Source organism: Serratia sp. GW822-FHT06E05 (assembly GCF_058799445.1).
Genome location: NZ_JBXALM010000001.1, coordinates 631,617 through 657,176 on the forward strand (window position 1 = coordinate 631,617; position 25,560 = coordinate 657,176).

Genomic DNA, 25,560 nt, shown 5'->3' on the forward strand with positions numbered 1-25,560 from the left:
TCATTGAACACGTTGCCGCATCATGCCGTCCGGTAAAAGCATACCGCCTGCGAGGCAAAGCCGGCACCACGTAAGGAAAGCGCTATTTGGGGCTAATTTATCCCCCTGCAGGGGAAAAAGGCAAGCACGGTGAAGGAGATAATCGCATTGGCGCCACTTTTTGCGCTATTGAGGCGTTTTTACCTTTGCCTGGCTGTTAATCAGCCACACGCCAAACAGGATAAACAGCGTCCCCAACGTTTTCAACAGGGTGGCGGATTCGTTAAACCACGGCAGGATCACCGCGGCCAGGTACACCAGCGCATAGCTCACGCTCAGCAACGGATACGCTCGGTTTAGTGGCAGATGGTGCAGCGCAAAGAACCAGCACAGCATGGACAACGCATAACCGAAGATACCACCGCTGACCGCCAGTAGCGGCACCCAATACTGAGCAAACAGGTCTAACGTAACGTCGGCAAACGACATCAGAGGGATCTGCGCCATACCCCACTTCATCAACAGTTGCGCCAGCGTGACCAGTAGCACGCTGGCCGCGCCCCAGGCGTAGCCCCTCATGGATTGATACTCATCAGCAGGATCCCCAGCATGATCGACGCCACGCCGTACCAATGACGTGCGGTGGTGGGTTCGTTAAACAGCCACCGGGCAGCTAATGTCACCAACACAAAATTCAGGCTGAGCGTCGGATAAGCCAGGCTGAGCGGCAAGCGCTGCAGCACGTTGAGCCAGACCGCCATGCCCAACCCCAGCAACAACACCGCCAGAAGCAGCCAGCGCAGCGTCACCCCCCGTCTGACGTCGGGGGGCAATTGCCAACTCTGGGCCGCTTGTTTCTGGCACAGCTGCCCACCGCAGGTGAGCAGGCTGACCACCAGCACCAGCAAGTAGCCGACTATCATGGCTGCTGTTGATACCAAAGCAGCGCTAAGCGGTTCATCTCAACCACTTTGTCCGCTGCAGGTAAGGTTTGCGGCACGTGATCCCCTCTCGACAGTTGCAATACCAATGAGACGTCACCCTGTTTACGCGCTTGAGCCAACCACTGCGGGAAATCGGCATCGCTGATGAAATGGCTGCGGGAATCCGGGTAGGCCAGGCCATAAGCCACCTCACCTTTCTCGCTGAACATCAGCACATCGCTGCGCTTCAACTCCCAGGCCAGCCCTGCCGCTACCCCTGCGCTGTCGGTCAATACGTAACGGCTATGGCCCAACTGCGCCATATTTACGCTGATAAAGTTTTGCGGCAGCTTGGAGTCCGTGACCTGCTGCGGAATGGCGTAACCCACCAGCAAGCACAGCAGTAGCGGACAAGCTGCTGCCCAGCGCCAGCGTTGCGCGTTATTACGCGCCGACACTATGGCAAATAACAGCCAACCGCCGAACATAATAATGCCGATGACGATCTTCGGCCACTCTTGTGCCCCAAACAGCTTCACCTTCGGCAGCAATCCTGAACCCAGCACCAGCAGCGCCACCACGCAAATCAGACCAAATAAGCCGTTCAGCAATGCGTTGATCTTGAAAGTTTTGCTGCGTAGGCTTGCCGCATAATCCTCAGCGTAAGCGGCCATCAACAGCGCCAACGGAGCCATGCACGGCAAAATATAGGTCGGCAGTTTGCCTTTGGCGATGCTGAAAAAGATCAGCGGCATCATCACCCAACTCAGCAGGAAGAACAGCTCCGGCCGTTGGACGCGTTCACGCCAACCCTTAAGCAAAGATCCCGGCAACAACGCCAACCACGGCAATACCGCCGCCATCAAAATCGGGATGTAATACCAGAACGGCGCTTTGTGCTGGGCGTTATCCTCGGCAAAACGCTGAATATGCTCCACCCAGAAGAAGTAGTTCCAGAAGTCCGGCTCACGTTGAGCAATAGCCAGCGCCCAAGGCAGGCTAAGCAATACCGCGGTCAGGATCGCCAACGGACCGTAGATCAAGAGATCCTTGATCCGCCGCTGCTGAATGACTATCGGGATCACCGCAATCACCGGCACCGCCAGCGCCAGGAACCCCTTGGTCATAAAGCCCATGCCGCAGGCCAGCCCCAGCAACACGTAACCGCCGACTTTACCCTTGACCGTGGTGGCTTTCAGCGTCAGGTAATAACTGACCATGGCCGCCACCAGCCACAGGGAAATCATCGGATCCAGCACGCTGTACGTGCCGATGCTGAACACCAGCACCATCGACAGGAAAATCAACGTCGCCAGGCTGGCGCGGCGCGCGTTGCGCCACATCAGCATTGCCAGCGCGAACACCAGCACGGCGGTCATGCCGGTGCTGAATACCGAGCCAAAACGCACCGCGAAGTTGGTATCGCCAAACAGCCACTGGCTGATGTTGTTGAACCAATATCCGGCAACCGGTTTTTCAAAATAACGCAGCCCAAGCAGATGCGGCACTACCCAGTCGCCGCGTTGCAGCATTTCACGGCTGATCTCGGCGTAACGAGTTTCATCCGGTTGCCACAGCAGGCGACCATTGAGGGGGATCAGGTAAACCAGAGCAAAAAAAATGGCCAACACAATGGCCCAGGATCCTTTTAGCGCCTTCATGAATCGTCCTTCACATCGGTTTGACAACCCAGCCAACCTTCGCGGCCAGGGAAAGGAGCACGCTCGACGCGGCCCAATGGCAATGACGCCAAATCTTGTGGCAACAAGGTGCTTAACGGGCAGAATTCTATGCCCTGCCGTTGCGCCCGTTGCAGTAACTGCTCAAACATTGCGGCCTGAGACATACCCTCAACTTCGGTATGAATGGTATAAACCGGCACGCCGCGATCGTTTTCAATCGCCCGTAAAATGTAATCGTTGAAGTCAGCCATACTGACTTCGCTGCCAATCACCTCATCAAAGGTCGGTAACGTCACCGGGATCTGCACGGTTCCCACACGGCCATCGCTTAACAGCGGACGGAACGGATGGGTGCCACGACAATCGCTGTTGTAGTGAAAACCGAAGCGCTGCTTCACTTCCAGCACCCGTGTGTCCGCGCGCCAACCGGCAACGGCCGAGCATTTGACCGGCAGCCCGGTACTGGCAGTCAGCGCATCAACACCCAGCTGCACCTGTTGCGTCAACTGCGCCTCAGACCAACGGCCGACCTTGGCCTGCCAGCCCTGATGATCCCAGGCGTGCAAGCCCACTTCATGCCCGGCCTGGGCGGTGAGTTTCATCAATGGCCCCAAGGCACGGGCGATATTACGCCCCGGCCAGGCGGTGCCGGCCAGCAGAATATCCCAGCCGTACAGCGACGCGGCGTTCGAGCGCAGCATTTTCCACAGGAATTTCGGACGTAAAAGGCGCCACAGATGGCGCCCCATATTGTCCGGCCCTACGCTGAAGAAGAAACTGGCCTGAATGTTGTACTTGTCGAACAACTCCAGCAACTGCGGTACCCCTTCACGGGTACCGCTGAAGGTATCTACATCAACTCGCAGACCGACTTTCTTCATGCACCGTCACCTTCCTGAACGGTGGTGCGCAAGAAGTAGTCCAAGGTATCGGCAACGGTTTGCTGCATCGCGATGGTCGGCTGCCAATCCAGCAGGCGACGGGCATTTTTGATGCTTGGCGTACGGTGCTCAACGTCCTGATAACCCTTGCCGTAATAGCTGCTGCTTTCGACATCCTTAAAGCCGGCAAACGGCGGGAAGCGGTCGCGCAACGGGTGATTATTGAAGCTTTCGAGCAGCATTTCCGCCAGTTCGCGGATGCTGGCCTCGTTGGTCGGATTACCAATGTTGACGATTTGTCCATCGCACAGCCCGTCGCGGTTTTCGATGATGCGGAACAGCGCTTCAATACCGTCGTTGATATCGGTAAAGCAGCGTTTTTGCGCCCCGCCGTCCATCAGTTTGATCGGCGAACCTTCCACCAGATTGAGGATCAACTGGGTGATGGCACGGGAAGAACCGATACGCGCTGCATCCAGGTTATCCAGGCGCGGCCCCATCCAGTTAAACGGACGGAACAGCGTAAACTTCAGCCCTTCTTTGGCACCATAGGCCCAGATGACTCGGTCCAGCAGCTGCTTGGACACCGAGTAAATCCAGCGTTGTTTGTTGATTGGCCCGACGATCAGGCGGGAATGATCTTCGTCGAACTCTTTGTCGTCGCACATACCGTACACTTCGGAGGTGGACGGGAAGATGATGCGCTTGTTGTATTTCACGCAGTCACGAACGATTTTCAGGTTTTCTTCAAAATCCAACTCGAACACGCGCAGTGGATTGCGGGTGTACTCGATCGGCGTGGCGATGGCCACCAGCGGCAGAACGACATCACATTTCTTGATGTGATACTCGATCCACTCGGAATGGATGCTGATATCCCCTTCCACAAAGTGGAAGCGCGGGTTATCCAGGAAACGGCTGATGGCATCAGAACCGATATCCAAACCGTAAATGTCGTAACGATCGTCACGCAGCAGACGTTCGGTCAGGTGGTTACCGATAAAACCGTTAACGCCGAGGATCAGTACGCGGGTTCTGCGCTTCATCACTGCGTTGGGCTTGGCAGCCAGACGTACGTCGGTGACGATGCCCATTTCTTGTGCCAGACGGCTACCCTGTACGTACAGGCCGGCATCGTTTTGACCGGCAACGATTTCCAGTGCGCCTTCGCCGCAGGCAATGACCAGCGGAGAAGTACTGAGCACGGTGCCAGGCTGCTTGTCATGCTGCGCATCCAGCACGCGAGCACGCCAGACAATCAATTTACGCTGGCCGAGATAGCTGAAGGCGCCAGGATAAGGTTCGGTCACTGCGCGGATCAGGTTGTTGATTTCCTGCGCCGATTTATGCCACAGGATCTCACCGTCTGCCGCAGTCCGGCGGCCAAAGTAGCTGGCTTCGGCTTCGTTTTGCGCACTGAATGTCGCCGTACCGTTTTTCAGCTTCGGCAGTTCGTCCTTCAGCAAGGATTGTGCGGCTTCCAGCACTTTTTTGTGCAGCGTCAGCGCCGTGTCGTCAGCGGTGATTGCCACTTTGCGCTGGCCAACGATATCGCCGGCATCAGGACGCTTGACCATTTTATGCAGCGTAGCGCCGGTTTCTGTTTCGCCGTTCACCAGCGCCCAGTTCACCGGTGCGCGGCCACGGTAGCGAGGCAGCAGTGAACCATGGAGGTTGAAACCGCCAAGCGGCGCCAGCGACAGCAGCTCGTCGCTCAGCAGATTACGGTAATAGAAGGAGAAAATAATCTCCGGCTGCATCTGGCGAATGCGCTCGATCCACAGCGGGTGGTTAACGTCCTCCGGCGCATAGACCGGTAACTCCAATTCTGCACCCACACGGGCAACGGAGGAGAAGAAGTTGTTCTCACCAGGATCGTCGGTATGCGTGAATACTGCTTGAACGTCATAGCCTGCGTCAGTCAGCGCTTTCAGACCTGCGCAGCCAATATCATGGTAAGCAAATACAATAGCTTTCATCATTCTTCTTCCTGAGTATTGTGGTTCGGCTGTTCACCGACCACTTTCTGAACAAAATAACGAGGACGAGCACGCACGTCGGTATAAATACGACCGATGTACTCTCCCAACAGACCCATGCCGACAAATTGGGCGCCAATAAAGGAAAACAGCACGGCAAACAGGGTGAATACCCCGCCGCCCGCCCATTCAGGGCCCATGATCAAACGCAGGGCGATCAGCAATACCGCCAGCACGAACCCCGAAAGCGCAATCACGCTGCCCACTACGCTCAGCAAACGCAGCGGCGTGGTGGTCAAACAGGTGATCAGGTCGTACATCAGATTAATCAGCTTCATCAGGCTGTATTTAGAGTCGCCAAACTCGCGTTCAGCGTGCAGCACGTCAATTTCAGTAGTACGACGGGCGAAGGTATTCGCCAGGATCGGGATAAAGGTGCTGCGCTCGTGGCAGTTCAGCATCGCTTCGATAATGTGGCGGCGATAGGCACGCAACATGCAGCCATAGTCGCCCATCGATTTACCGGTAGCGCGCTGGATCATCATATTGATGATGCGGGAGGCGCTTTTACGGAACCAGGAGTCCTGACGGTTGGCGCGCACAGTGCCGACCACGTCGTAACCCTCTTCCGCCACCCGCACCAACCGCGGGATCTCTTCCGGCGGGTTTTGCAAGTCAGCATCCAGCGTGATCACCAGATCGCCGCTCACCTGATTGAAACCGGCCATGATTGCCGAGTGCTGGCCATAATTGCGGTTCAGCAATACGGCAATGACGCAACTGCCGGGCTGTTCGGCGGCAGCGGTCAGCATATCGGCAGAATTGTCGCTGCTGCCGTCATCGACCAGGATAATTTCATAGGGCTGGGCCAGCTGTTTACAGGCGGCGGTGGTACGTTCAAGCAAGGCAGGTAAACTTTCCTGCTCGTTGTACACCGGGATCACCACCGAAACTTTTTTAATCGGTTCAACGCGAGACACGTAACGACTCCACAACAGAAGACAAGGCTTTGACCACGCGATCAACATCAGCGTCGGTCATATCAGGGAATAGCGGCAAGGTGCACAAACGCGCCGAGTTCCATTCGGTATTGGGTAAGGACAATTGCGGATAGCGGTCGCGGTAAAACTTCTGGGTATGCGCGGCACGGAAATGCAGACCGGTACCAATGCCCACCTCTTTCAGGCGTTCCATCAGTTGATCGCGATCGATACCGCAACGCTCGGCGTCAACGCGCACCATAAACAGGTGCCAGGCGTGGTCATGCGGATAATCAGGCAACCCCAGCGGCAGGAAAGGTGAACCTTCCAGCGCGGTGAGATAACGCTGTGCCAGCTCTTTACGGCGGGCGTTCAATTGCGGCAGGCGCGCCAGCTGTACGACGGCGATGGCCGCGTGGATATCCGAAAGGTTGTATTTGTAGCCCGGCTCCACCACTTCGGCCTGCGGCTTGCGGCCCAGTTGCTGACGGTCGAAAGCGTCAACGGCCAGACCGTGAAACTTCAGACAGCGCAGACGATCCGCCAATGCATCGTCGTCGGTGGCAATCAGGCCACCTTCGGCACAGGTCAGGTTTTTAATCGCGTGGAACGAGAAGATGGCCGTTCCTTGTGCGCCAACCCATTCACCGTTGTAACGGGAACCCACCGCATGAGCGGCGTCTTCAATCAGCGGCAGATTATGGCGTTTGGCCACGTCTCGCAATGCATCCATTTGCAATGGCGCACCAGCGTAATGCACCGGGACAATAGCTTTGGTTTTGGTCGTAATGGCGGCTTCAACATCTCTGGCATTGACCATCAACGTATCGCGGTCAACGTCGATCATTACCGGCGTGGCGCCGAGCAACTCAATCATGTTGAGGGTTGAAACCCAAGTTTGTGAGGGAGTGATGACTTCATCGCCGGGGCCAATGCCCAGAGCCATCAGGGTGATATGCATGCCTGCAGTAGCGGAACAAACGGCAATCGCATGTTTGCAGCCGAAGGTGGCGCAAAACTCACTTTCCAACTGCTGATTTTGCGGTCCGGTGGTGATCCACCCTGAGCGCAATACCTTTTCTACCGCCGCGATTTCTTCATCGCCGATCGCCGGGCGTGAGAAAGGTAAAAATTGATCCATAGTTAACCCCAAACGTATCAAATTTCTTTTAATGACACTGTAGATCTCTTTTATTTAACGAATATTAAACGCCAGAGAGAATCGTTCCCGGTGGATTAACTGCCAATGTACGGCCGCAAGCTTAACTAAACCTTAAGGCGAGATTAATTATCAGCGGACTATCTGATTTGCGAGGGCCATCATCATCATTTTCTATTGATTTAAAAATCAATTAGTTATAGTTATTAATAATTGTTTACTTATTTTATTCGAACTAAATCAGCGTAGCACGTCAGCGACGGTTTTCAAGATTTATGAGATAATTTTTGGCGGAGAGTGAAATAAAGCCGATGCTTACTCGGCTATTTATATCGAGTCCGTTTAATTTTCGTTTAGGCCGCATTTCCAATACACTAACGCACTAGGCGGTTTTGGTCATAATCCAGCGTTGATCGCCCACTGCCTGCAAATGAAAATCGACGTCATAAATTTGTGACAGCAGAACCGGCTCCATCACCTCCCGCGTGCTGCCCTGAGCAACTAAGCGCCCCGCATGCAGCAGCCAGACCCGATCGGCCTGCTGTAAGGTGTGGTTGAGATCGTGCGCGCAAACCAAGGCACTGCGCCCGCTCTGGCAAAACTCTCTTAATAGTCGGTCCAATGCCACCTTCTGCGCCACGTCCAGGCTGTTGGTCGGTTCATCCAACAGCAGCAATTGGCTGTACGGGTTAACCGTCGGCCAGACCTGCAGCAGCACTGCAGCCAGACGTACTCGCTGCCATTCCCCGCCGGATAGTTGAGTCAGCATACGCGGAAGCTTGTCCATCAGCTTTAAACGCTGACACAGATAAAGAATGGTGCTTTCCAGCGCCTGTTCCGAAGCTCCCGCCGGTTGATGCAATGCCAGATACTGGAATACCGGCATCAACGCCACCGGGGGCTGCTGTTGGCTTAAATAACCACGACGCAGTGCCAGTTCATTGCCCTGAAAACTTTTCAGCGGATGACCGTCCAGCAGGATCTCCCCGATACCGGGCAAGATACCCGCCAGGCAGGCCAACAGCGTGCTTTTACCGGCGCCGTTCGGGCCAATAAGGTGAAACTGCAACCCAGCATCAACCTGTGCTGAAAACGGGGCCAAGCGCCCTTCTACCCCAACCTGCCTGAGTTGCAGCATGATGTATTACCGCTCCTTCTTTAGTCGGCCAGCGCCTGTTTGACGGCGGCCAGCAACGCAGGATCTTCCGGCGTCGTATCCGGGGAAAAGCGCTCGATGACCTTGCCATCGCGGCCAATCAGGAATTTCTCGAAGTTCCACAGGATATCGCCAGTTTGCTTTGGTGCCCGCCCCTTGCTGCTCATACGCGCCAGGAACTCACTGCCCTGCGGCACAACGGCGTGCGGTTTGGCGGCAGTCAACGCCTGATACAATGGATGGCGGTTTTCGCCGTTCACTTCCAGTTTGGCAAACATCGGGAACTGAACGCCAAAGGTACCCCGGCAAAACGCCAGGATCTCTTCGTTGCTGCCCGGCTCCTGCCCCAGAAATTCGTTGGAGGGGAATCCCAGCACCTCAAAACCTTGATCCCGGTAGGTTTCGTACAGGGCTTCCAGCCCTTCATATTGCTTGGTCAGGCCGCATTCCGACGCCACATTCACCACCAGCAACACGCGGCCTTTATATTGTGCCAGCGTGGTAGATTGATTTTCGATGGTGTTCAGCGGAATGTCATAAATAGCTTGAGTCATGGAGCTTATCCTCTTGTTTTACTTGCAGGTGAACAGAGAAACTACCTTACGCTTTTTACCCGAGTGAGCAACCAGATAAACAGGGGTGCTCCCAGGGTGGCTGTCACCACCCCGATGGGCAATTCAGCCGACAGCAGCGTAATACGCGCCACCACGTCGGCCGCCAGCAAGACGCCGGCACCGGCCAGTGCGCAACCCGGCAGTAAATAACGCTGATTGGTCAAACCGCTAAGGCGCAGCATATGCGGTATCACCAGCCCGACAAATCCGATCACCCCCGCCAACGCCACACTAACGCCTACCAGCCAGCCGATTGCCAGCACCAGCAGATTGCGCCACAAATGCAGTGAAAGCCCGAGCTGGCGGGCCTGTACCTCGCCCAGCGCCATAAAGTTCAGCGCCTTGCCCTGGCAACACAGCCACAGCACCACCGGCACCAGGGCCAGCACCAGCCATTTTTGGCGCCAGTCTACGCCGCCAAAGCCGCCCATCATCCAGTACATTAGCTGGCGCAGATCCAGGCTGGAACTGAAGTACACTGCCCAGGTCATCACTGCACTGCACACAATGCCCAAGGCAACGCCGACCAACAATAATCGCGCGTTGGTCAGACGCTTGCGACGAGCAAAGCCCAGCAGCATAAAGGTCATGATTAACGCACCCGCAATGGCGCTCAGACTCATCAACGCTACCGGCAGCAGGCCGTTGCCCAGTAATACCATTAGCACCAGTGCAACCCCGGCACCGTTAGCCACTCCCAATAAGCCAGGCTCTGCCAACGGGTTCTCAAACAAGGCCTGCATTACCGCACCGGCAATGGCCAGGCTGGCTCCGACCAACATCACCGCTAGCGCACGCGGCAGGCGTAATTGCCAGACAAACAGCTGCGCCGCATCACTTGACCACTGTGAGGGCCAAAGCCAGACATCACCCGCGCTGAGGCTAAAAACAAAAGCCACGGCAACGCCCAGCGCCAACAGCCATAAATGGCGTTTATCGCGATGACGCTGTTTGTGCAGTAATAAAGTAAAGGTCTGGCTGGTTGGCATAGGTGTGGCGATTCCCTGCGGGCCGCGAGTGGCGGTCGAATAATTGACGTCTGGGTCAAATATTAGGGGGTTAGCGCCAGAAGGGAAAGCCTTGCTTAAGGATTATGGCAGGAAAACAACGGCTGATGCTGCCCCCCTCCACTGAGGGGCAACACCAGACGTCGTACACTCAATTAGCGTCGCGGATCATTTCCGTTTTGTGGGTAGGGTTTACCGTGGTCATTGTCATTGCCGCGGCCCTTACCGTGGTCATTATCATGACGGTTGCCATCGTTACGGTTATCGCGTTCACCGTGGAACGGATTGCCGCCCCGCTCTGGACTCCGGTGATCGTTGCCGCGCGGCGGTGAGGGTTGCCAGCGACCACCGTCCCAGTACAAACCACGGCTATTACGCTCACCCACGCCGCGTCCCTGATGAGCATGCCACCACTGTGGCGGACGCCAGTCATAACCGTCCCAGTAGTAACCTCGCCGATCCTGATCCCCCAGATGGACCGAGACGCCCGGCACGTTGATATCAATGGAGACATCTGCCTGGGCCACGAGCGGCAGCAGCAGCGGTAAACACACCAGCAACAGGATCTTTTTCATTTTGGCACTCTCACTTTATTTTTTGCTGAGCTGGTTATATCAGCGCGATTATTTTACGCCTATCGCCTCAATGCCTATTTTCAGATCGTTTTCACCTCGCTTACATAATCCATACACTCTCATTTTTCAGATTAAATAAAACAGCTGCTAACAACGTTTAACGAATAGCTGACATACCGGATGCCATGCCGCTATTTATAATGACGCTGACACTTATCAAAGAGATATTATTATGATTAAACGCATTGGAATGTTGTTCACGGTCGCCGTCCTGACCACCGCGCTCAGCGCCTGCTGCTTCGGCCCCCACGGTGGCGGTCATCGTGGCGGTGGTGGCCCGGGCCACTATTACAACCATTATTAAAAACCAGGAGCCGAGGCTCCTGGTTTTATTTTAGGCAAAGCGATAATATTAATATCCATAAGAAAAATCCGCAAAAAATTTATATCTTAATATTAAACACCAACCTACTTTATTTAATCGCATAGGTTCTTACGGCCATAATTTAGGAATAACCCGAATTTTTCTTCAAAAAAAGAAAAAGGCCGCAAAAGCGGCCTTTTTTGGTTTCACGCAACTTACTCTTTCGGGCTTGCGTTCTCTACCCGACTTTTCAGTTTTTGCCCTGGACGGAAAGTGACCACGCGGCGCGCCGTAATCGGAATGTCCTCGCCGGTCTTCGGGTTACGCCCCGGACGTTGGTTCTTGTCACGCAAATCAAAATTGCCAAAACCTGACAGTTTCACCTGCTCACCGTTCTCAAGAGCACGACGTACCTCTTCGAAAAACAGTTCTACCAGGTCTTTGGCATCCCGTTTGCTAAGCCCAAGCTTTTCAAACAGGTGTTCTGACATTTCAGCTTTAGTAAGCGCCATAGGTTCAATCCCTCAAGGATGCTTGGAATCGCTGTTTTAGAGCCTCTACACATTTTGCAACGGTAACGGCTATCTCCTCTTCTTCCAGTGTACGAGCGGTATCCTGCAATACCAGACTGATAGCCAGGCTCTTATAACCCTCTGCCACGCCCTTGCCACGGTACACATCAAACAAGTTTACGCCAACTACCTGATTTGCGCCAACTTTCTTACACTCTGCCAAAATATCTTCTGCGGGGACGTTTTCAGCCACCACAACGGCGATATCTCGACGGTTTGCCGGGAAGCGAGAAATCTCCCGCGCCTGAGGCACGGCGCGGCTTGCGACCTTGTTCCACTCCAGTTCAAACACCACGGTACGGCCGTTAAGATCCAGTTTACGTTCAAGTTCCGGATGAACCACACCGATGAAACCGACACGTTCGCCCTGGAAATAAATAGCGGCGCTTTGCCCTGGATGCAGGGCTGGATTGGTCTCTGCCTTGAACTGAATTTCGGATAATTTACCGGTCAGCTCCAGGACAGACTCCAGATCCCCTTTCAAATCATAGAAGTCGACCGGCTTACGCGCCAGATCCCAATGTTCTTCGTGCGTATGACCGGCAATCACCCCTGCCAGCATGACATCCTGACGGATACCCAGATTTGCCGCAGTATCAGGCACAAAGCGCAGGCCGCTTTCAAACAGGCGCAGACGAGTCTGCTGACGATTCTGGTTATATACCACCGCAGACAGCAAGCCGGTCCACAGCGACAGGCGCATAGCGGACATCTCTACCGAGATTGGGCTTGGCAAGATCAGCATTTCTTCGCCCGGGTGCAGCAAGGCCTGAACCTTAGGATCGACGAAGCTGTAAGTGATCGCTTCCTGGAAGCCGTGATCGACCAGCATGGTTTTCACACGCTTGAGCGTCAGATCCGCTTCGCGATGCTTGGTCATGATCAGGTCAGCACGTACCGGCACGTCAGGAATATTGTTGTAGCCGTAAACGCGTGCGACTTCTTCCACCAGGTCCTCTTCGATTTCCATATCGAAACGCCAGCTCGGTGCGACCGCCAGCCAGTTGTCGCCTTGCTCGGTCACCTGACAACCCAAACGACGCAGAATATCGCTCACCTGCTCGCTTGGCACCACGTGGCCGATCAGACGGTCCAGCTTTTCGCGACGCAGGGTGATGGTGGCACGCTTCGGCAATTCGGCTTCAGTTGTCACATCGATGACCGGGCCAGCCTGGCCGCCACAGATATCAATCAGCAGGCGGGTCGCACGTTCCATCGCTTTGTACTGCAATGCAGGATCAACGCCACGCTCGTAGCGATGTGAAGCGTCAGTGTGCAAACCATTACGGCGCGCGCGACCGGTAATGGACAACGGGCTGAAGAACGCGCATTCCAGCAGCACGTCCTGAGTAGTTTCATTCACGCCGGAGTGTTCACCACCGAAGATGCCGCCCATGGCCAGCGCTTTCTGGTGATCGGCGATCACTAAGGTATCGGCATTCAGTTTGGCTTCGTTGCCGTCCAGCAGCGTCAGGGTTTCGCCTTCGCTCGCCATACGCACCACGATACCGCCTTCAATACGGCTCAGATCGAAGGCGTGCATTGGCTGACCCAGTTCCAACAGTACGTAGTTGGTCACGTCAACCACTGCGTCAATGGAGCGGATGCCGCAACGACGCAGCTTCTCGCGCATCCACAGTGGACTTGCCGCTTTGACATTGATGCCTTTTACTACGCGGCCCAGGTAACGCGGGCACGCCTGCGGCGCGTCAACGCGAATTGGCAGCGTATCCGCAATAGTGGCGGCTACCGGGCTCATATCCGGCTCGGTCAGGGCAACCTGGTTCAGCACCCCAACGTCACGCGCCACACCGATAATGCCCAGGCAGTCGGCACGGTTTGGCGTTACGCTGATTTCGATGGTGTTGTCGTCAAGCGAGAGGTATTCACGGATATCGGTGCCAATCGGCGCGTCTTCCGGCAGCTCAATGATACCGTCGTGATCGTCGGTAATGCCCAGCTCGGAGAACGAACACAGCATGCCTTCGGAAGGCTCGCCGCGCAGTTTGGCGGCTTTGATCTTGAAGTCACCCGGCAGTACTGCACCTACGGTGGCAACCGCCACCTTCAGGCCGGTACGGCAATTTGGTGCGCCACAGACGATGTCCAGTAGGCGATCGCCACCCACGTTGACCTTGGTCACGCGCAATTTGTCTGCGTTAGGGTGCTGACCGCACTCAACCACATGGCCTACTACCACGCCGTTAAAGACGCCGGCAACCGGCTCCACGCCGTCTACTTCCAGACCGGCCATGGTAATTTGATCGGATAATGCTTCGCTGCTGATGGCCGGGTTTACCCACTCGCGCAACCAGAGTTCACTGAATTTCATGTGATATTCCCGCCTTACTTAAACTGTTTGAGGAAACGCAGATCGTTTTCGAAGAACGCACGCAGGTCGGTGACGCCGTAACGCAGCATCGTCAGACGCTCCATACCCATACCGAAAGCGAAGCCGGAATAGATTTCCGGATCGATGCCCACATTGCGCAGAACGTTCGGGTGCACCATGCCGCAACCCAGAACTTCCAGCCACTTGCCGTTTTTACCCATCACATCCACCTCAGCGGAAGGTTCGGTAAACGGGAAGTAAGACGGACGGAAACGAACCTGCAAATCTTCTTCAAAGAAGTTGTTCAGGAAATCATGCAGTGTGCCCTTCAGATTGGTGAAGCTGATGTCTTTATCGACAATCAGCCCTTCCATCTGATGGAACATCGGGGTGTGCGTTTGGTCGTAGTCATTACGATAAACGCGGCCCGGCGCAATAATGCGGATTGGCGGCTGCTGGTTCTTCATGGTGCGGATTTGCACGCCGGAAGTCTGGGTGCGCAGCAAGCGCGTGGCGTCGAACCAGAAGGTATCGTGATCGGCACGCGCCGGGTGGTGACCCGGAATGTTCAACGCGTCGAAGTTATGATAGTCGTCTTCAATCTCAGGCCCGGTCTCAACGGAGAAACCCAGTTCGCCGAAGAAAGCTTCGATACGGTCGATGGTACGGGTGACCGGATGCAGCCCACCGTTTTCCATACGACGGCCCGGCAGGGAAACGTCGATGGTTTCTGCTGCCAGTCGCTCGTTCAGCGCAGCCGATTCCAGCGTATTTTTACGCGCGTTCAGCGCATCCTGCACTGCCTGTTTTGCCTGGTTGATTACCGCGCCTGCTGCCGGGCGATCTTCTGCCGGCACGTCACGCAGCGATTGCATCTGCAAGGTAAAATGGCCTTTCTTGCCTAAATATTCGACGCGCACCAAATCCAACGCGGCAACATCCTGGGCATCTTCTACGGCTGCCTTGGCATTGGCAACCAGCTCTGCGAGATGTGGCATTGCTTTCCTCTTCCTCTGGCCGATATGGCTCTAAGTAATTGTTATCTATTATTCGAACACGCCTTTAGCACATCTTCAAAGCATTTAACGCTTTAACCCGGCTCAGAAGACGGCCAAAAACAAAAAAGCCTCCACAGGGGAGGCTTAGGCGCTACTTTTCGTTTCTTTTCTTACGCGCAAAGCCTCCTGAGATCAGGCGCTAAAGTAAAAGAAGAAACGAAAAATAGCAGCGTGCATGATTACGTTACCTTGTCGATGATTGTCCACCAGTGATAAAGCGGCGGGCAATAAAAGTCAATATTGTCTCTGAAAGCTAAAGATTAAAAGAGGGAGCAAGCTCCCTCTTCAACTGACTTACGCCAGTGCTGCTTTCGCTTTCTCAACCAGTGCAGAGAATGCCACTTTGTCGAAGACCGCGATGTCAGCCAAGATCTTACGGTCAATTTCAATAGAAGCTTTTTTCAAGCCGTTAATGAATTTGCTGTAAGACATGTCGTTCTGACGTGCAGCTGCGTTGATACGTGCAATCCACAGCTGACGGAACTGACGCTTACGTTGACGACGGTCACGGTAAGCGTACTGACCTGCTTTGATTACTGCCTGGAAGGCAACACGATAAACGCGCGAACGGGCACCGTAGTAACCTTTCGCTTGTTTTAAAATTTTCTTGTGACGTGCGCGTGCAATTACACCACGTTTTACGCGAGCCATATGCTCTCTCCTAAAGTCTTATTCTAGATTCAAAAAAAATGGCTTAAGCGTACGGCAGGCACGCGGTAACCAGGACCAGATCGTTTTTAGACACCATGCCTTTCGGACGCAGGTGACGTTTACGCTTGGTTGCTTTTTTGGTCAGAATATGACGCAGGTTAGCATGTTTACGCTTAAAACCACCGCTGCCGGTTTTTTTGAAGCGTTTGGCTGCACCACGTACAGTTTTAATCTTTGGCATTTTAATTAAATCCACTTCGCATTGTTAAACAACGAATCAGTGAGGCGAATAAAACCCACACAACGCAAGCGCTGCGCGGGTTCGATTACTTGGAAGCCTTACTGTCTCTTCTTCGGTGCGAGCACCATGATCATCTGACGGCCTTCGATCCTCGTAGGGAAGGATTCGACAATGGCCAAATCAGAATCTTCACACAGGTCTTTACGGACGCGGTTAAGCACTTCCATACCGATCTGTTGGTGCGCCATCTCACGCCCACGGAAACGCAGGGTGATTTTGGCTTTATCGCCATCTTCCAGAAAGCGAATCAGGTTGCGTAGTTTGACCTGATAGTCGCCATCATCGGTACCAGGACGGAATTTGATTTCCTTGACCTGAATAACTTTTTGCTTCTTCTTCTGTTCTTTTGTCGACTTGCTCTTCTCGTAGAGGAATTTGCCGTAATCCATGATTCGGCAAACTGGCGGTTCGGCATTTGGGCTGATTTCTACTAAATCAACGCCCGCTTCCTCAGCTTTTTCAAGAGCTTCATTCAGACTGACAATACCAATCTGCTCGCCATCGACGCCGGTTAGGCGAACTTCTTGCGCGCGAATTTCTCTGTTAATGCGATTAGGACGCGCCGGTTGAACTCGTTTTCCGCCTTTAATACTTTATTCCTCCAGTTGATGAAGACTACGGCTGCGAATCTCTTTTTGCAGCTTGTCTACGACTTCGTTTACGTCCAGGCTTCCCAGGTCTTTGCCACGGCGGGTACGAACGGCAACTTTGCCTGATTCGACCTCTTTATCACCGCAGACCAACATGTAAGGAACCCGTCGTAAAGTATGTTCGCGAATTTTAAAGCCAATCTTCTCATTTCTCAAGTCCGCTTTAACGCGAATCCCTGCGTCCTGCAGTTTTTTGGTCAATTGCTGGACATAATCAGACTGGCTGTCGGTGATATTCATCACCACCACCTGCACCGGAGCAATCCAGGTTGGGTAGAACCCTGCGTACTCTTCGGTAAGAATACCGATGAAACGCTCCATGGAGCCCAAAATAGCGCGGTGAATCATTACCGGGACCACGCGATCGTTGTTTTCGCCAACATACGATGCGCCTAAACGGCCAGGTAAGAAGAAATCGAGCTGCACGGTACCACATTGCCATGCACGATCCAAACAATCATGCAGAGTAAATTCAATTTTTGGTCCGTAGAAGGCACCCTCACCCGGCTGATATTCAAACGGAATCCCGTTTTCAGTCAGCGCCGCAGCCAGATCATCTTCCGCACGGGTCCACATATCGTCAGTCCCGATACGCTTTTCAGGGCGAGTAGAAAGTTTTACCGCAATCTTGTCGAAACCAAAGGTACCGTAGACATCATAGACCATACGGATACATTCGTTCACCTCGGCACGCACCTGCTCTTCAGTACAGAAGATATGGGCGTCATCCTGGGTGAACCCGCGTACGCGCATCAGGCCATGCAGAGAACCCGAAGGCTCGTTACGATGGCAGCTGCCGAACTCACCCATACGCAGCGGCAAATCACGGTAGGATTTCAGGCCCTGGTTGAAGATCTGCACGTGACCCGGGCAGTTCATCGGCTTGATGCAATACTCGCGGTTTTCCGACGAGGTGGTGAACATGGCGTCTTTATAGTTTTCCCAGTGGCCGGTTTTTTCCCACAGCACACGGTCCATCATAAATGGCCCTTTCACTTCCTGGTACTGGTACTCTTTGAGCTTCATGCGCACAAAGGCTTCCAGCTCGCGGAAAATTGTCCAGCCATCGTTGTGCCAGAACACCATACCCGGCGCTTCTTCCTGCATATGGTACAGGTCGAGCTGCTTGCCGATCTTGCGGTGGTCACGCTTGGCGGCTTCTTCCAGACGCTGCAGATAGGCATTCAGCTGTTTCTTGTCTGCCCATGCGGTGCCGTAGATACGCTGCAGCATTTTATTTTTGCTGTCGCCACGCCAGTAGGCGCCAGACGTTTTCTGCAGTTTGAAGTGATGGCAGAAACGCATGTTCGGCACGTGCGGACCGCGGCACATGTCGACATATTCTTCGTGGTGATACAGGCCAGGACGGTCGTCATGGCTGATGTTCTCATCCAGAATCGCCACTTTGTAGTTTTCACCACGCGCGGCAAAGGTGTCACGGGCTTCTTGCCAGCTAACCTTCTTCTTGATAACGTCATAATCTTTGTCGGCCAACTCATGCATCCGCTTTTCCAGCAGATCCAGGTCTTCCTGCGTCAGGGTACGGTCGATATCAACGTCATAATAGAAACCGTTGTCGATCACTGGGCCGATAGCCATTTTGGTGTCTGGCCACAGCTGCTTGATGGCATGACCCAACAGGTGCGCACAGGAGTGGCGCATGATTTCCAGGCCTTCGGCATCCTTGATGGTGATGATAGCCAACTGCGCGTCTGATTCGATCAGATCGCCGGCATCAACCAGTTCACCGTTCACACGGCCGGCAATACAGGCTTTCGCCAGGCCAGGGCCGATATCGCGGGCAACATCCAAAGGGGAAACAGGGTGATCGAAATGACGCTGACTTCCGTCAGGAAGAGTAATAACAGGCATTAATAATTCCTTATCTACAGTGGTGACCCACACGACAGATCACATGAAGAAATACAATAACGTTTAACTACATGAAGTTATCGACGCTATCCAGCTTTACCCTGCCAGATATGTACACTCATATGTACACAATTTAAAATGTACTATGTTGTTACGCCATAACGGAAAAGAGAGTGTACCACTTTGATCAGGCGAAGTTCTAGACGCCTGATCAGTGAGCCTCATCCAAGACCATCCCCGGAGTGACACAATGGTAGCATCCACCGTCACCGGAAAAACAATTGCTTTTAATAGCGCCGGTAAATAATTCGAATTGCGATCGATTTCAACGATCGATACGAGATAATTGATCTACCAAACCAATTTGAACAATATTGGATACAGCTTCAACATATCAGATTAATCCTCTTGTCTTGGCCCTCAAATGCCCATCAAAACGCTGACACGGATCGCAGCTCTGATTTCCGCAACTTCCATTATCACTGGCTTCACGCGCTGGCCTGATGTCATGTTCATCTCAAGCTGCGTGATGCTTGCGATCTGGGCTCAAGCTGAATGGGATTGGAGAAGACGGAGATAGCTCCACCTAGTTGAAACTCAGTTAACGAACTGACCTCAAAGAGACATGACCGTTTTCAAATCATCACGCTTTTCTGCCTGCTTTTCTGCTGTTAGAACACTGCCATAAACTGCGGCACAACCGATTAACCCCGGCAGCCCCATATTCTGCTCAGCACTTGGTGAACCGTTAAACATGAGCGGCCTTGTCGATTTATTCCGTTTAGTAATCGGCGTTGACCTGCGTTCACCACCCGATCGAGTGATTGAAGCCTCTGTGTTTGATACCGTGACCGTGAAGCGCGTCCACCCACCAACTGCTCCCCCGTGCTCCACAGAAGTGACTGAAATAGTTCCAGCAGGCACATTATTAACGTCGCCGGTAGCAATCTGCAAAATTAATTCCCCATTGGGTTCAATACGCAGCTGGATGCCTGAGAATGGGGCTACTCCAGGGTAGAAATTAGAGAATATACGCCCTGATACTGTCGGCTGACTCATATTAATGCACAACGCAAATGTCATCTCATCTGTTTCTATGATGCCAGTGTTTGCACCATGCGCTGAGTCTGCAATTGTTTTCATTCCTAAGGTTGTAAATTCGTTATCAGTCACAAGGTCGCAGGCATTACCGCTTGAATCATATTTGTCTTGCATACTGTATGTCGCCAGGCTTGTGTCATCATTCAGCATCATTTCCGGCTCAGCAAGTTCTAAATCACCGGCGTTGATAACACCATCACAAATAATAATCATACAATCTCCACTTTTATCAGCCCTATTTGCCCTACGCTAATCTGGCCCGCATTGGCGGCAATAATTACTTTAACTACCGTTACGCCGGTAGGAATAACGACGTCATAGCTGAATGTCGCAAACCCATTTGTCGAATGCCGCCACGTTCTTATGCCCGCTATGTTTGTATTAAAGCCGTCGTTTGCCTCGCAGTAACATGCCGTTGAGTTATCAATTGTGACGTCTGTTTTTACCCTGAAGCTAAATGTGCGCGTTTCACCTGGGATGACTGCCACAGTTTGAGAAACACGCGGGATCATTGTGCCAATTCCAGTAACAACCAGTACATTACCAACAACTGCCGGGTCAGTCGTGATGGCAACACTTCCCCCTTCTACTGTCCAGCCTGCCGGTGTATCTCCTGCTACATCCAGGAACAGCGGGTTAATAATCGCATTGGCTCCCCCCTCTGTGACAGGATTCGCGATCGCTAGTTGGGGATAAACTGGCATAGTGAAAGGTGCAAGGGCTTCTTCAAGTGCCTTACCCATATGGAAGGCACCCAAAGGGGCTGGATGCGAGGGATCTGGCTCCCCATCAGGTAATTTACCGTTATATCCGGCCCTCCACCCATCAGTGACCGGATCGACCGTTACCGCTCGCATATCTACAAATGGCAACCCCTGGTTAGTCGCATACGCCCGTAAGAATGCATTGATTTCGTTTTCACGATTTTTTAGCGCAGGATCAGAATTATTCTGAGCTGCCATAGAGCAAACAACGGGGATAATCCCATTTTTTCTAAACTCAGTTAAAATATACTTTATGTTGTTTTTTATTACAGATAGAGAAAACTTGAAGGTTCCATCATTGTTTGTTTGTATGACGTCATTTCTTCCACCGAGGAATGTAATAAACCTCGGCTTTGCGGCTATTGCGGATTTTAAATGATCGCGGATCATATCAGCTGTTGTATAACCACCTGTTGCCCATTGACCAATGTATTTTATTCTCCCATCACTAAATAAGGATGCCCACATCTGCCACGAACGTGCATTAAACGTCCACCCTCGCGGTTTACCTGGCTCTACAGGAGGATTTCGCCCGTTATCGGACAGTGAGTAGCCAAAACCACCGAGAGTGTTTTGCAAGAGCCCAATATGATTTTCTAGTGGGATACCACGATATTCCATAGTACCAACACCATCATCACGAACAGCTAACAGTCGGAAGCCACCAACAATGATATTGAAAAGATAACCAGGACGGGCACGGCGCAAAGCCTATGGCCCGATAATAAGCTCCCGGAGAATATTCATATAATCCGAGAAGGTTTTACCAGGCATCTCTTTTTCACTGTTCTCATTGATTGAAAACATACTTGCACCCTGACGACTAACAAAATCAACAGGCTTCTTTTTGCGCTTTAGTGTCAACAATCCACGAGTGCGTCTGTCTGTCGAATCAGCAAGGGCGTTCACCATGTCTATATAGCGCTTATTCGGATATGAGGTGATGAACTCCGCGACACCGCCTTTATTTAGGTAGTAATTGAAGGCAACGACTGACAGCGTTGCGTCCTGAATAGCGACACGGAATGACTTACCATCAGGCGTGCCAGCTAAACCGGTGATCGTCCCATCAGGATCAGTTGCCGACGTGTAGTAGGTATTCGCGTCTGCTATGCTCTGGGCATTATCCGCTGCCGCCTCGGCGCGATCTGCTGCATCACTGGCAACAACTGTTACGGTCTTAGCCTCACGGCTGAATTTAAACGCAGCATCAGCCGACTGAGCGGCGCTATCCGCAGACAGGCTGCTCTTTGCTTCGTCTGTTGCTTGTTGCGTGCTGCGGGCATTCAGCACAATGTCTGTGCCGACGACGCCATCAACTGGCAATCCTTCTGATGACATAAGTGGTTCTCCGAAATAATTCAGATTATGTAATGATATAATTTACGTTGGGTTTATTTCAGATATAAAAAACCCCGGATTTACCGGGGTGAATTTTACAATCTTAATAACTTCATAAGCGGATTTTTAATTTACAGATTCCTTTACACCATACATGTTTTTATCGCTATCCATCAAAATACCACCAGGGAACTGTTGGACAGCGTTAGGCCCAGACGTTGCTACGTAATCAGTATTTGATGGTTTGCCTTCGAAATACCTCTGGCTAGAATCATTAGGAAATACAACGGCATTAATCATATTATGACCAGCATTATTCCCCCATTTAAGCTGTGCTACTTTGTTGTTATGGAGTTGAAGATTCAAGTTATTAACACCGGAAAATGACTCATCATCGCCTATTTGCACACCATAAGTTTTGTTGGCATAAAATGTTCCTTGCACTATCGAATCATTAGAACGCAGCAGCAAACCAACACCTTTATTTGCCTCACTTTCTATTCCATACGCAAGAATATTTGCCCCTGACTCGGTTCTCATGCCGTTACCGTTTGCATAAAGATGGGTATTAGTAAGCATTAGACCGCCTCCACTATAAAAACCTTCCTTGTGTAGGACATCAATACCCCACCCGCCATTGTTAGCAGCAATCATCCCAGAAACGATCGAGTCATGTGGGCCTCGCATCGTCCATCCATTTCCTTTATTGCTAATTAGTTTCACTCTAGTAAAGTAAGACTCCATTGCATCATTTTCATCTGGATGAACAGAGCCGCTAGGAATAAATTGAGTAACTAACGCATCTCCAGAGAACCGCTCTATTGACACATCTTCAAGCCAGAACCACAAACCGTATATTTCTACACCGTTAACATTAGTTTTTTTTCCTTCACCACCATCAATTGTAACATCTTTTATTTTTATGTATTTAACTCCTGGAAGACTTTTGCGATCACCATCTAGTACTGATGCAATTTTCAATGCATCTTTTTCGCTTAGTCTTGACAGTTTTTCATAATCAGCACTTTGTATAATGGGCCCGGAAGCCATAGTGGCTAATTTTAACTGAGTCCGAAAGATTCCTGAACCAATAACTTGAGACGCATTATCAATTATAATGCAAGGTGATGCACTGCAAGTCCACACTCCAGGTGTGAACTCAAGAGTTTGTCCAGCACCAAGCTTTATTGTTGATTTAATCTCCCCTGGCTCATTGGCTTTAATAGTAATTTGCTTACCATTAGCAGCCATTACCTCTTTATTAATAATATCGCCAACATCATCTGTAGAAAATGCATGCGCATAATTTACTAAAATAAGTGGGATAATTGATAAAAAACACATACGTCCCTTTGACATTGTTAGACTCCTTTTCAACTTAAAATCAAGACCAAGCAATCTAATGATATATAACAAAATGTCAACTTCCAAACACTTCAAACGTTACATTTATCGAAGTATTGGCAACCACATTACCATTATCCGCATATCTAGCACATGCAGTAATGGAAGATTTGATTTTTGTATTTGGGTATGTATTAATAATTATTACCCTCGATACACCAGCGTAGCTTGACTCCCCCAAGTCCACTCGACCAAAAAATATACCATTACTAAAATTATTCCCCTGGGGTGTGATGCTAAGGTTGCCCTGCCCATCTGTGGTCGCGGTTGCTTTTCCCCATTGCTGCACTAGCCCTGATGGCAGCTTCTGATAACCATTAACAGACAACTCAGAAGGAAAACCTTCAATCATTTTTTTTCCAAAGCAGTATCAAGCCCATCTGTTAACTTTGCAGTGTCTCCATCATCCAGTACATCCTGTCCGGTTTTATCTGCGATGAACTGGCCCAGTACAGCGGCCATTGTCGAACCCTGCCGCCAGACTGTGTTGAGTTCCTCGGACTTCGCCACGCCGCCGCTGAACCCAGCCACGCGCGCCGGTAAAGCCTGATAATCAGCATTGGGTAAAACGTTGGCATTAGCCGCGGTGCCGAAGGGTAAAAACTCGTTCTTAGCCATGTGATGCTCCCAGCAGTGTTCCCCAGGCGCCGGTGTCGAAGCCTGAGATAAATTCATTATCAATATCGAAGCCGAACAGCGGCCCCGACTCGGTGGTGATGGTGTAATTCTTGATGCGGACAGTTGATGGTTTGATATCCAGATAACCCAGCTCGATCACTGCCTTCATGACCGGTGTAATGCGGTCGCCGGTGATATAAACCGACATCGTCATATCAAAGTTATCGACAGCGAATATCTTCGTTTTGCCGTCAGGGAAAATGATCTGATAGACATCGCTGAGCGTCTCGGTGGTTCCGTCCCAGTGGTTAGCCGCAATCTTCGTGCGGATGATGGTTCGGTAGGTGTCGTCGTCCAGTTCGGTGAAGCCGCCAGCATCGAACCGGCCACGTCATAATCCAGCATCAAAACCCAGTTCGGCATCATCCAAGGAGAAATAGACGCCGGTGATGGGCGTGGCTATCTTCCGCCCTATTCCCACCCACAGCCCGACCGCATCCAACTGCACACCCACGGCCGTATCCAGGTCGAAATCGCCAATCAGTTTTGCTGTGGCGTCCTGCACGTCGATTAGAGGCTGGGTAATGAGGTATATATGGTCGTAAAATTTGGGTTTGTGCTTGTGATAGGACGTGATGTGTTTTTGGTATTTCGTTTCACTCATGAGATCACCACCACTTCGACATTCTCCGGAGCGCACGCGGCCACTGCGTTAAACCCGATTACGACGTTTGACGGCGCCAGGCTGCCCGCTGAAGTGCCGATCTGCAGGTCGGTAATGTCAAATGTCGCGCTATCGGCATTGCCGTTCAGGTTGGCTGGCAAGAACAAGCGGGTGAGATATACCGGATCACCAATCTCAATTTCATTGATATAGGCGGCAACAGCCGTTTTTATTTCCTCACCCACGCCGGATGTGTAGCCCTGCAGCGCCTTAATTTCTACGCGGGCAAAATATTAACGCTCGTCGGGCGGTAGAAATGGATCAGGTGAACGATGCCATATTTGTCTTTGACATCTATCTGGGTTGTGCCATAAGTCCCACCGCCGGGGGTTTTCTTCGTCGCGATAGTTTTCGCAATAGCCGATGCATCTCCACCAGCGAAATGCTATGCGGAGGCAATCCATTGGCATCTTCTACGCTGGTGTCGTTCTCATAGCCACGATAGCGCTCCACGTCGTCCAGTGTTGCCACAGCGCCCATGATGCCATCGAGCACTGTCAGGGACGGGATAGCGACCGATTTAGCCTGACGTTGGCGCAACTCCGCATCGGTTTCCACTTTACGCCCAGCGGTGGCTGCTGCTGGGTTAGTTACCGACTGCCAGCCGCGTGTCGGCGTTCTTATCTCAGTGATACTGGCGGCCGGTGCCACTACAGCACCATCAATCTGGCATGTTGCTGTGACGGTCACTGTGCCATCGATACCGATCACTACGCTGGCTGGCAGTGACCAGGTGATGCCGATACTGTCGCGAACGGTACCGTTGGTTATCGACACGCCAACCTGACCAACAATACGCACGTCAGCCATTGAACGTGATGCAGGTGTTACCGCAATACCGTTAATTTTTACGTTCGAGGCCAAACCACCATA

28 protein-coding genes, 1 pseudogene and 1 other annotated feature are annotated in these 25,560 nt (G+C 52.2%); of the genes and pseudogenes, 1 reads left to right on the forward strand and 28 read right to left on the reverse strand.

Annotated elements, in window-relative coordinates; translation table 11 throughout:
- Window positions 1-165: 165 nt before the first annotated feature.
- The 11 genes from arnF to AC1RKC_RS02895 form a co-directional block, all read right to left on the reverse strand.
- Complete coding sequence (gene arnF / locus AC1RKC_RS02845) at window positions 166-558, reverse strand: 4-amino-4-deoxy-L-arabinose-phosphoundecaprenol flippase subunit ArnF (RefSeq protein WP_116690591.1); 393 nt, start codon at window positions 556-558, stop codon at window positions 166-168.
- Window positions 555-902 carry a 4-amino-4-deoxy-L-arabinose-phosphoundecaprenol flippase subunit ArnE gene (arnE, locus tag AC1RKC_RS02850; protein ID WP_048762677.1) on the reverse strand — a complete coding sequence of 116 codons (348 nt, stop codon included), beginning with the start codon at window positions 900-902 and terminating at the stop codon, window positions 555-557. The genes arnF and arnE overlap by 4 nt, the downstream gene beginning before the upstream one ends.
- A complete protein-coding gene (gene arnT, locus AC1RKC_RS02855; protein ID WP_116928033.1) occupies window positions 899-2,563 on the reverse strand; it encodes a lipid IV(A) 4-amino-4-deoxy-L-arabinosyltransferase in 1,665 nt (554 codons plus the stop codon). Before arnT ends, arnE begins: the two co-directional genes overlap by 4 nt.
- Entirely contained in the window at window positions 2,560-3,465 is a 906-nt protein-coding gene (arnD, locus tag AC1RKC_RS02860; RefSeq protein ID WP_020826631.1) for a 4-deoxy-4-formamido-L-arabinose-phosphoundecaprenol deformylase, read from the reverse strand. The genes arnT and arnD overlap by 4 nt, the downstream gene beginning before the upstream one ends.
- The gene (gene arnA, locus AC1RKC_RS02865; RefSeq protein ID WP_493092261.1) at window positions 3,462-5,444 is read right to left on the reverse strand and encodes a bifunctional UDP-4-amino-4-deoxy-L-arabinose formyltransferase/UDP-glucuronic acid oxidase ArnA; all 1,983 of its coding nucleotides are present in this window, start codon (window positions 5,442-5,444) and stop codon (window positions 3,462-3,464) included. Before arnA ends, arnD begins: the two co-directional genes overlap by 4 nt.
- Window positions 5,444-6,424 (reverse strand): undecaprenyl-phosphate 4-deoxy-4-formamido-L-arabinose transferase, encoded by a 981-nt coding sequence (arnC, locus tag AC1RKC_RS02870; RefSeq protein WP_020826629.1) that lies wholly within the window; start codon window positions 6,422-6,424, stop codon window positions 5,444-5,446. The genes arnA and arnC overlap by 1 nt, the downstream gene beginning before the upstream one ends.
- Window positions 6,411-7,565 carry a UDP-4-amino-4-deoxy-L-arabinose aminotransferase gene (gene arnB, locus AC1RKC_RS02875; RefSeq protein ID WP_046373749.1) on the reverse strand — a complete coding sequence of 385 codons (1,155 nt, stop codon included), beginning with the start codon at window positions 7,563-7,565 and terminating at the stop codon, window positions 6,411-6,413. Before arnB ends, arnC begins: the two co-directional genes overlap by 14 nt.
- 400 nt (window positions 7,566-7,965) lie before the next feature.
- Complete coding sequence (btuD, locus tag AC1RKC_RS02880; RefSeq protein WP_149572897.1) at window positions 7,966-8,721, reverse strand: vitamin B12 ABC transporter ATP-binding protein BtuD; 756 nt, start codon at window positions 8,719-8,721, stop codon at window positions 7,966-7,968.
- Between the two features lie 20 nt (window positions 8,722-8,741).
- Window positions 8,742-9,293 carry a glutathione peroxidase gene (locus AC1RKC_RS02885; RefSeq protein ID WP_261135271.1) on the reverse strand — a complete coding sequence of 184 codons (552 nt, stop codon included), beginning with the start codon at window positions 9,291-9,293 and terminating at the stop codon, window positions 8,742-8,744.
- A 41-nt stretch (window positions 9,294-9,334) separates the two neighbouring features.
- The gene (gene btuC / locus AC1RKC_RS02890) at window positions 9,335-10,342 is read right to left on the reverse strand and encodes a vitamin B12 ABC transporter permease BtuC (RefSeq protein WP_046373752.1); all 1,008 of its coding nucleotides are present in this window, start codon (window positions 10,340-10,342) and stop codon (window positions 9,335-9,337) included.
- 173 nt (window positions 10,343-10,515) lie between these two features.
- Window positions 10,516-10,935, reverse strand: coding sequence for a DUF2502 domain-containing protein (locus tag AC1RKC_RS02895; RefSeq protein WP_020826624.1), 420 nt, complete (start codon window positions 10,933-10,935; stop codon window positions 10,516-10,518).
- Between the two features lie 232 nt (window positions 10,936-11,167).
- Here AC1RKC_RS02895 and AC1RKC_RS02900 point away from each other — a divergent pair, with 232 nt between their 5' ends.
- Complete coding sequence (locus AC1RKC_RS02900) at window positions 11,168-11,299, forward strand: hypothetical protein (protein ID WP_020826623.1); 132 nt, start codon at window positions 11,168-11,170, stop codon at window positions 11,297-11,299.
- 215 nt (window positions 11,300-11,514) lie between these two features.
- Here AC1RKC_RS02900 and ihfA read toward each other — a convergent pair whose 3' ends face one another.
- The 17 genes and pseudogenes from ihfA to AC1RKC_RS02985 all read right to left on the reverse strand — a co-directional run bounded on the left by ihfA (window position 11,515) and on the right by AC1RKC_RS02985 (window position 25,497).
- Window positions 11,515-11,811 carry an integration host factor subunit alpha gene (gene ihfA, locus AC1RKC_RS02905; protein WP_004943604.1) on the reverse strand — a complete coding sequence of 99 codons (297 nt, stop codon included), beginning with the start codon at window positions 11,809-11,811 and terminating at the stop codon, window positions 11,515-11,517.
- 4 nt (window positions 11,812-11,815) lie between these two features.
- On the reverse strand, window positions 11,816-14,203 hold the full coding sequence (gene pheT, locus AC1RKC_RS02910) for a phenylalanine--tRNA ligase subunit beta (protein ID WP_174574122.1): 2,388 nt from the start codon (window positions 14,201-14,203) through the stop codon (window positions 11,816-11,818).
- 14 nt (window positions 14,204-14,217) lie between these two features.
- Window positions 14,218-15,201: a phenylalanine--tRNA ligase subunit alpha gene (gene pheS, locus AC1RKC_RS02915; protein ID WP_020826621.1), complete on the reverse strand. Its 984-nt coding sequence runs from the start codon at window positions 15,199-15,201 to the stop codon at window positions 14,218-14,220.
- A 118-nt stretch (window positions 15,202-15,319) separates the two neighbouring features.
- Window positions 15,320-15,442, reverse strand: a sequence feature (Phe leader region).
- Window positions 15,394-15,438: a pheST operon leader peptide PheM gene (gene pheM, locus AC1RKC_RS02920; RefSeq protein WP_121626058.1), complete on the reverse strand. Its 45-nt coding sequence runs from the start codon at window positions 15,436-15,438 to the stop codon at window positions 15,394-15,396. Its footprint overlaps the feature before it by 45 nt.
- A gap of 113 nt (window positions 15,443-15,555) precedes the next feature.
- Complete coding sequence (gene rplT / locus AC1RKC_RS02925; protein ID WP_020826620.1) at window positions 15,556-15,912, reverse strand: 50S ribosomal protein L20; 357 nt, start codon at window positions 15,910-15,912, stop codon at window positions 15,556-15,558.
- Window positions 15,913-15,955: 43 nt separating this feature from the next.
- Window positions 15,956-16,153, reverse strand: coding sequence for a 50S ribosomal protein L35 (gene rpmI, locus AC1RKC_RS02930; RefSeq protein ID WP_004931418.1), 198 nt, complete (start codon window positions 16,151-16,153; stop codon window positions 15,956-15,958).
- Between the two features lie 98 nt (window positions 16,154-16,251).
- Window positions 16,252-16,803 (reverse strand): translation initiation factor IF-3, encoded by a 552-nt coding sequence (gene infC / locus AC1RKC_RS02935; RefSeq protein WP_013812633.1) that lies wholly within the window; start codon window positions 16,801-16,803, stop codon window positions 16,252-16,254.
- Window positions 16,804-16,806: 3 nt separating this feature from the next.
- On the reverse strand, window positions 16,807-18,735 hold the full coding sequence (gene thrS / locus AC1RKC_RS02940) for a threonine--tRNA ligase (protein ID WP_174574121.1): 1,929 nt from the start codon (window positions 18,733-18,735) through the stop codon (window positions 16,807-16,809).
- A gap of 615 nt (window positions 18,736-19,350) precedes the next feature.
- On the reverse strand, window positions 19,351-20,049 hold the full coding sequence (locus AC1RKC_RS02945) for a LamG domain-containing protein (RefSeq protein ID WP_261135270.1): 699 nt from the start codon (window positions 20,047-20,049) through the stop codon (window positions 19,351-19,353).
- On the reverse strand, window positions 20,046-21,221 hold the full coding sequence (locus AC1RKC_RS02950) for an SGNH/GDSL hydrolase family protein (protein WP_493137941.1): 1,176 nt from the start codon (window positions 21,219-21,221) through the stop codon (window positions 20,046-20,048). Before AC1RKC_RS02950 ends, AC1RKC_RS02945 begins: the two co-directional genes overlap by 4 nt.
- Window positions 21,222-21,311: 90 nt before the next feature.
- Window positions 21,312-21,941, reverse strand: coding sequence for a hypothetical protein (locus AC1RKC_RS02955; protein WP_493092143.1), 630 nt, complete (start codon window positions 21,939-21,941; stop codon window positions 21,312-21,314).
- A 126-nt stretch (window positions 21,942-22,067) separates the two neighbouring features.
- The gene (locus AC1RKC_RS02960) at window positions 22,068-23,300 is read right to left on the reverse strand and encodes a hypothetical protein (protein ID WP_261103149.1); all 1,233 of its coding nucleotides are present in this window, start codon (window positions 23,298-23,300) and stop codon (window positions 22,068-22,070) included.
- Between the two features lie 61 nt (window positions 23,301-23,361).
- The gene (locus AC1RKC_RS02965) at window positions 23,362-23,697 is read right to left on the reverse strand and encodes a hypothetical protein (protein ID WP_493092142.1); all 336 of its coding nucleotides are present in this window, start codon (window positions 23,695-23,697) and stop codon (window positions 23,362-23,364) included.
- Window positions 23,694-23,963, reverse strand: coding sequence for a hypothetical protein (locus AC1RKC_RS02970; RefSeq protein WP_149572903.1), 270 nt, complete (start codon window positions 23,961-23,963; stop codon window positions 23,694-23,696). The genes AC1RKC_RS02965 and AC1RKC_RS02970 overlap by 4 nt, the downstream gene beginning before the upstream one ends.
- Window positions 23,956-24,627, reverse strand: a pseudogene (locus AC1RKC_RS02975) (DUF2612 domain-containing protein). Before AC1RKC_RS02975 ends, AC1RKC_RS02970 begins: the two are co-directional and overlap by 8 nt.
- Entirely contained in the window at window positions 24,624-24,872 is a 249-nt protein-coding gene (locus tag AC1RKC_RS02980; RefSeq protein ID WP_129940427.1) for a hypothetical protein, read from the reverse strand. Before AC1RKC_RS02980 ends, AC1RKC_RS02975 begins: the two are co-directional and overlap by 4 nt.
- A 109-nt stretch (window positions 24,873-24,981) precedes the next feature.
- The gene (locus AC1RKC_RS02985) at window positions 24,982-25,497 is read right to left on the reverse strand and encodes a baseplate J/gp47 family protein (protein WP_261135264.1); all 516 of its coding nucleotides are present in this window, start codon (window positions 25,495-25,497) and stop codon (window positions 24,982-24,984) included.
- Window positions 25,498-25,560 lie beyond the last annotated feature (63 nt).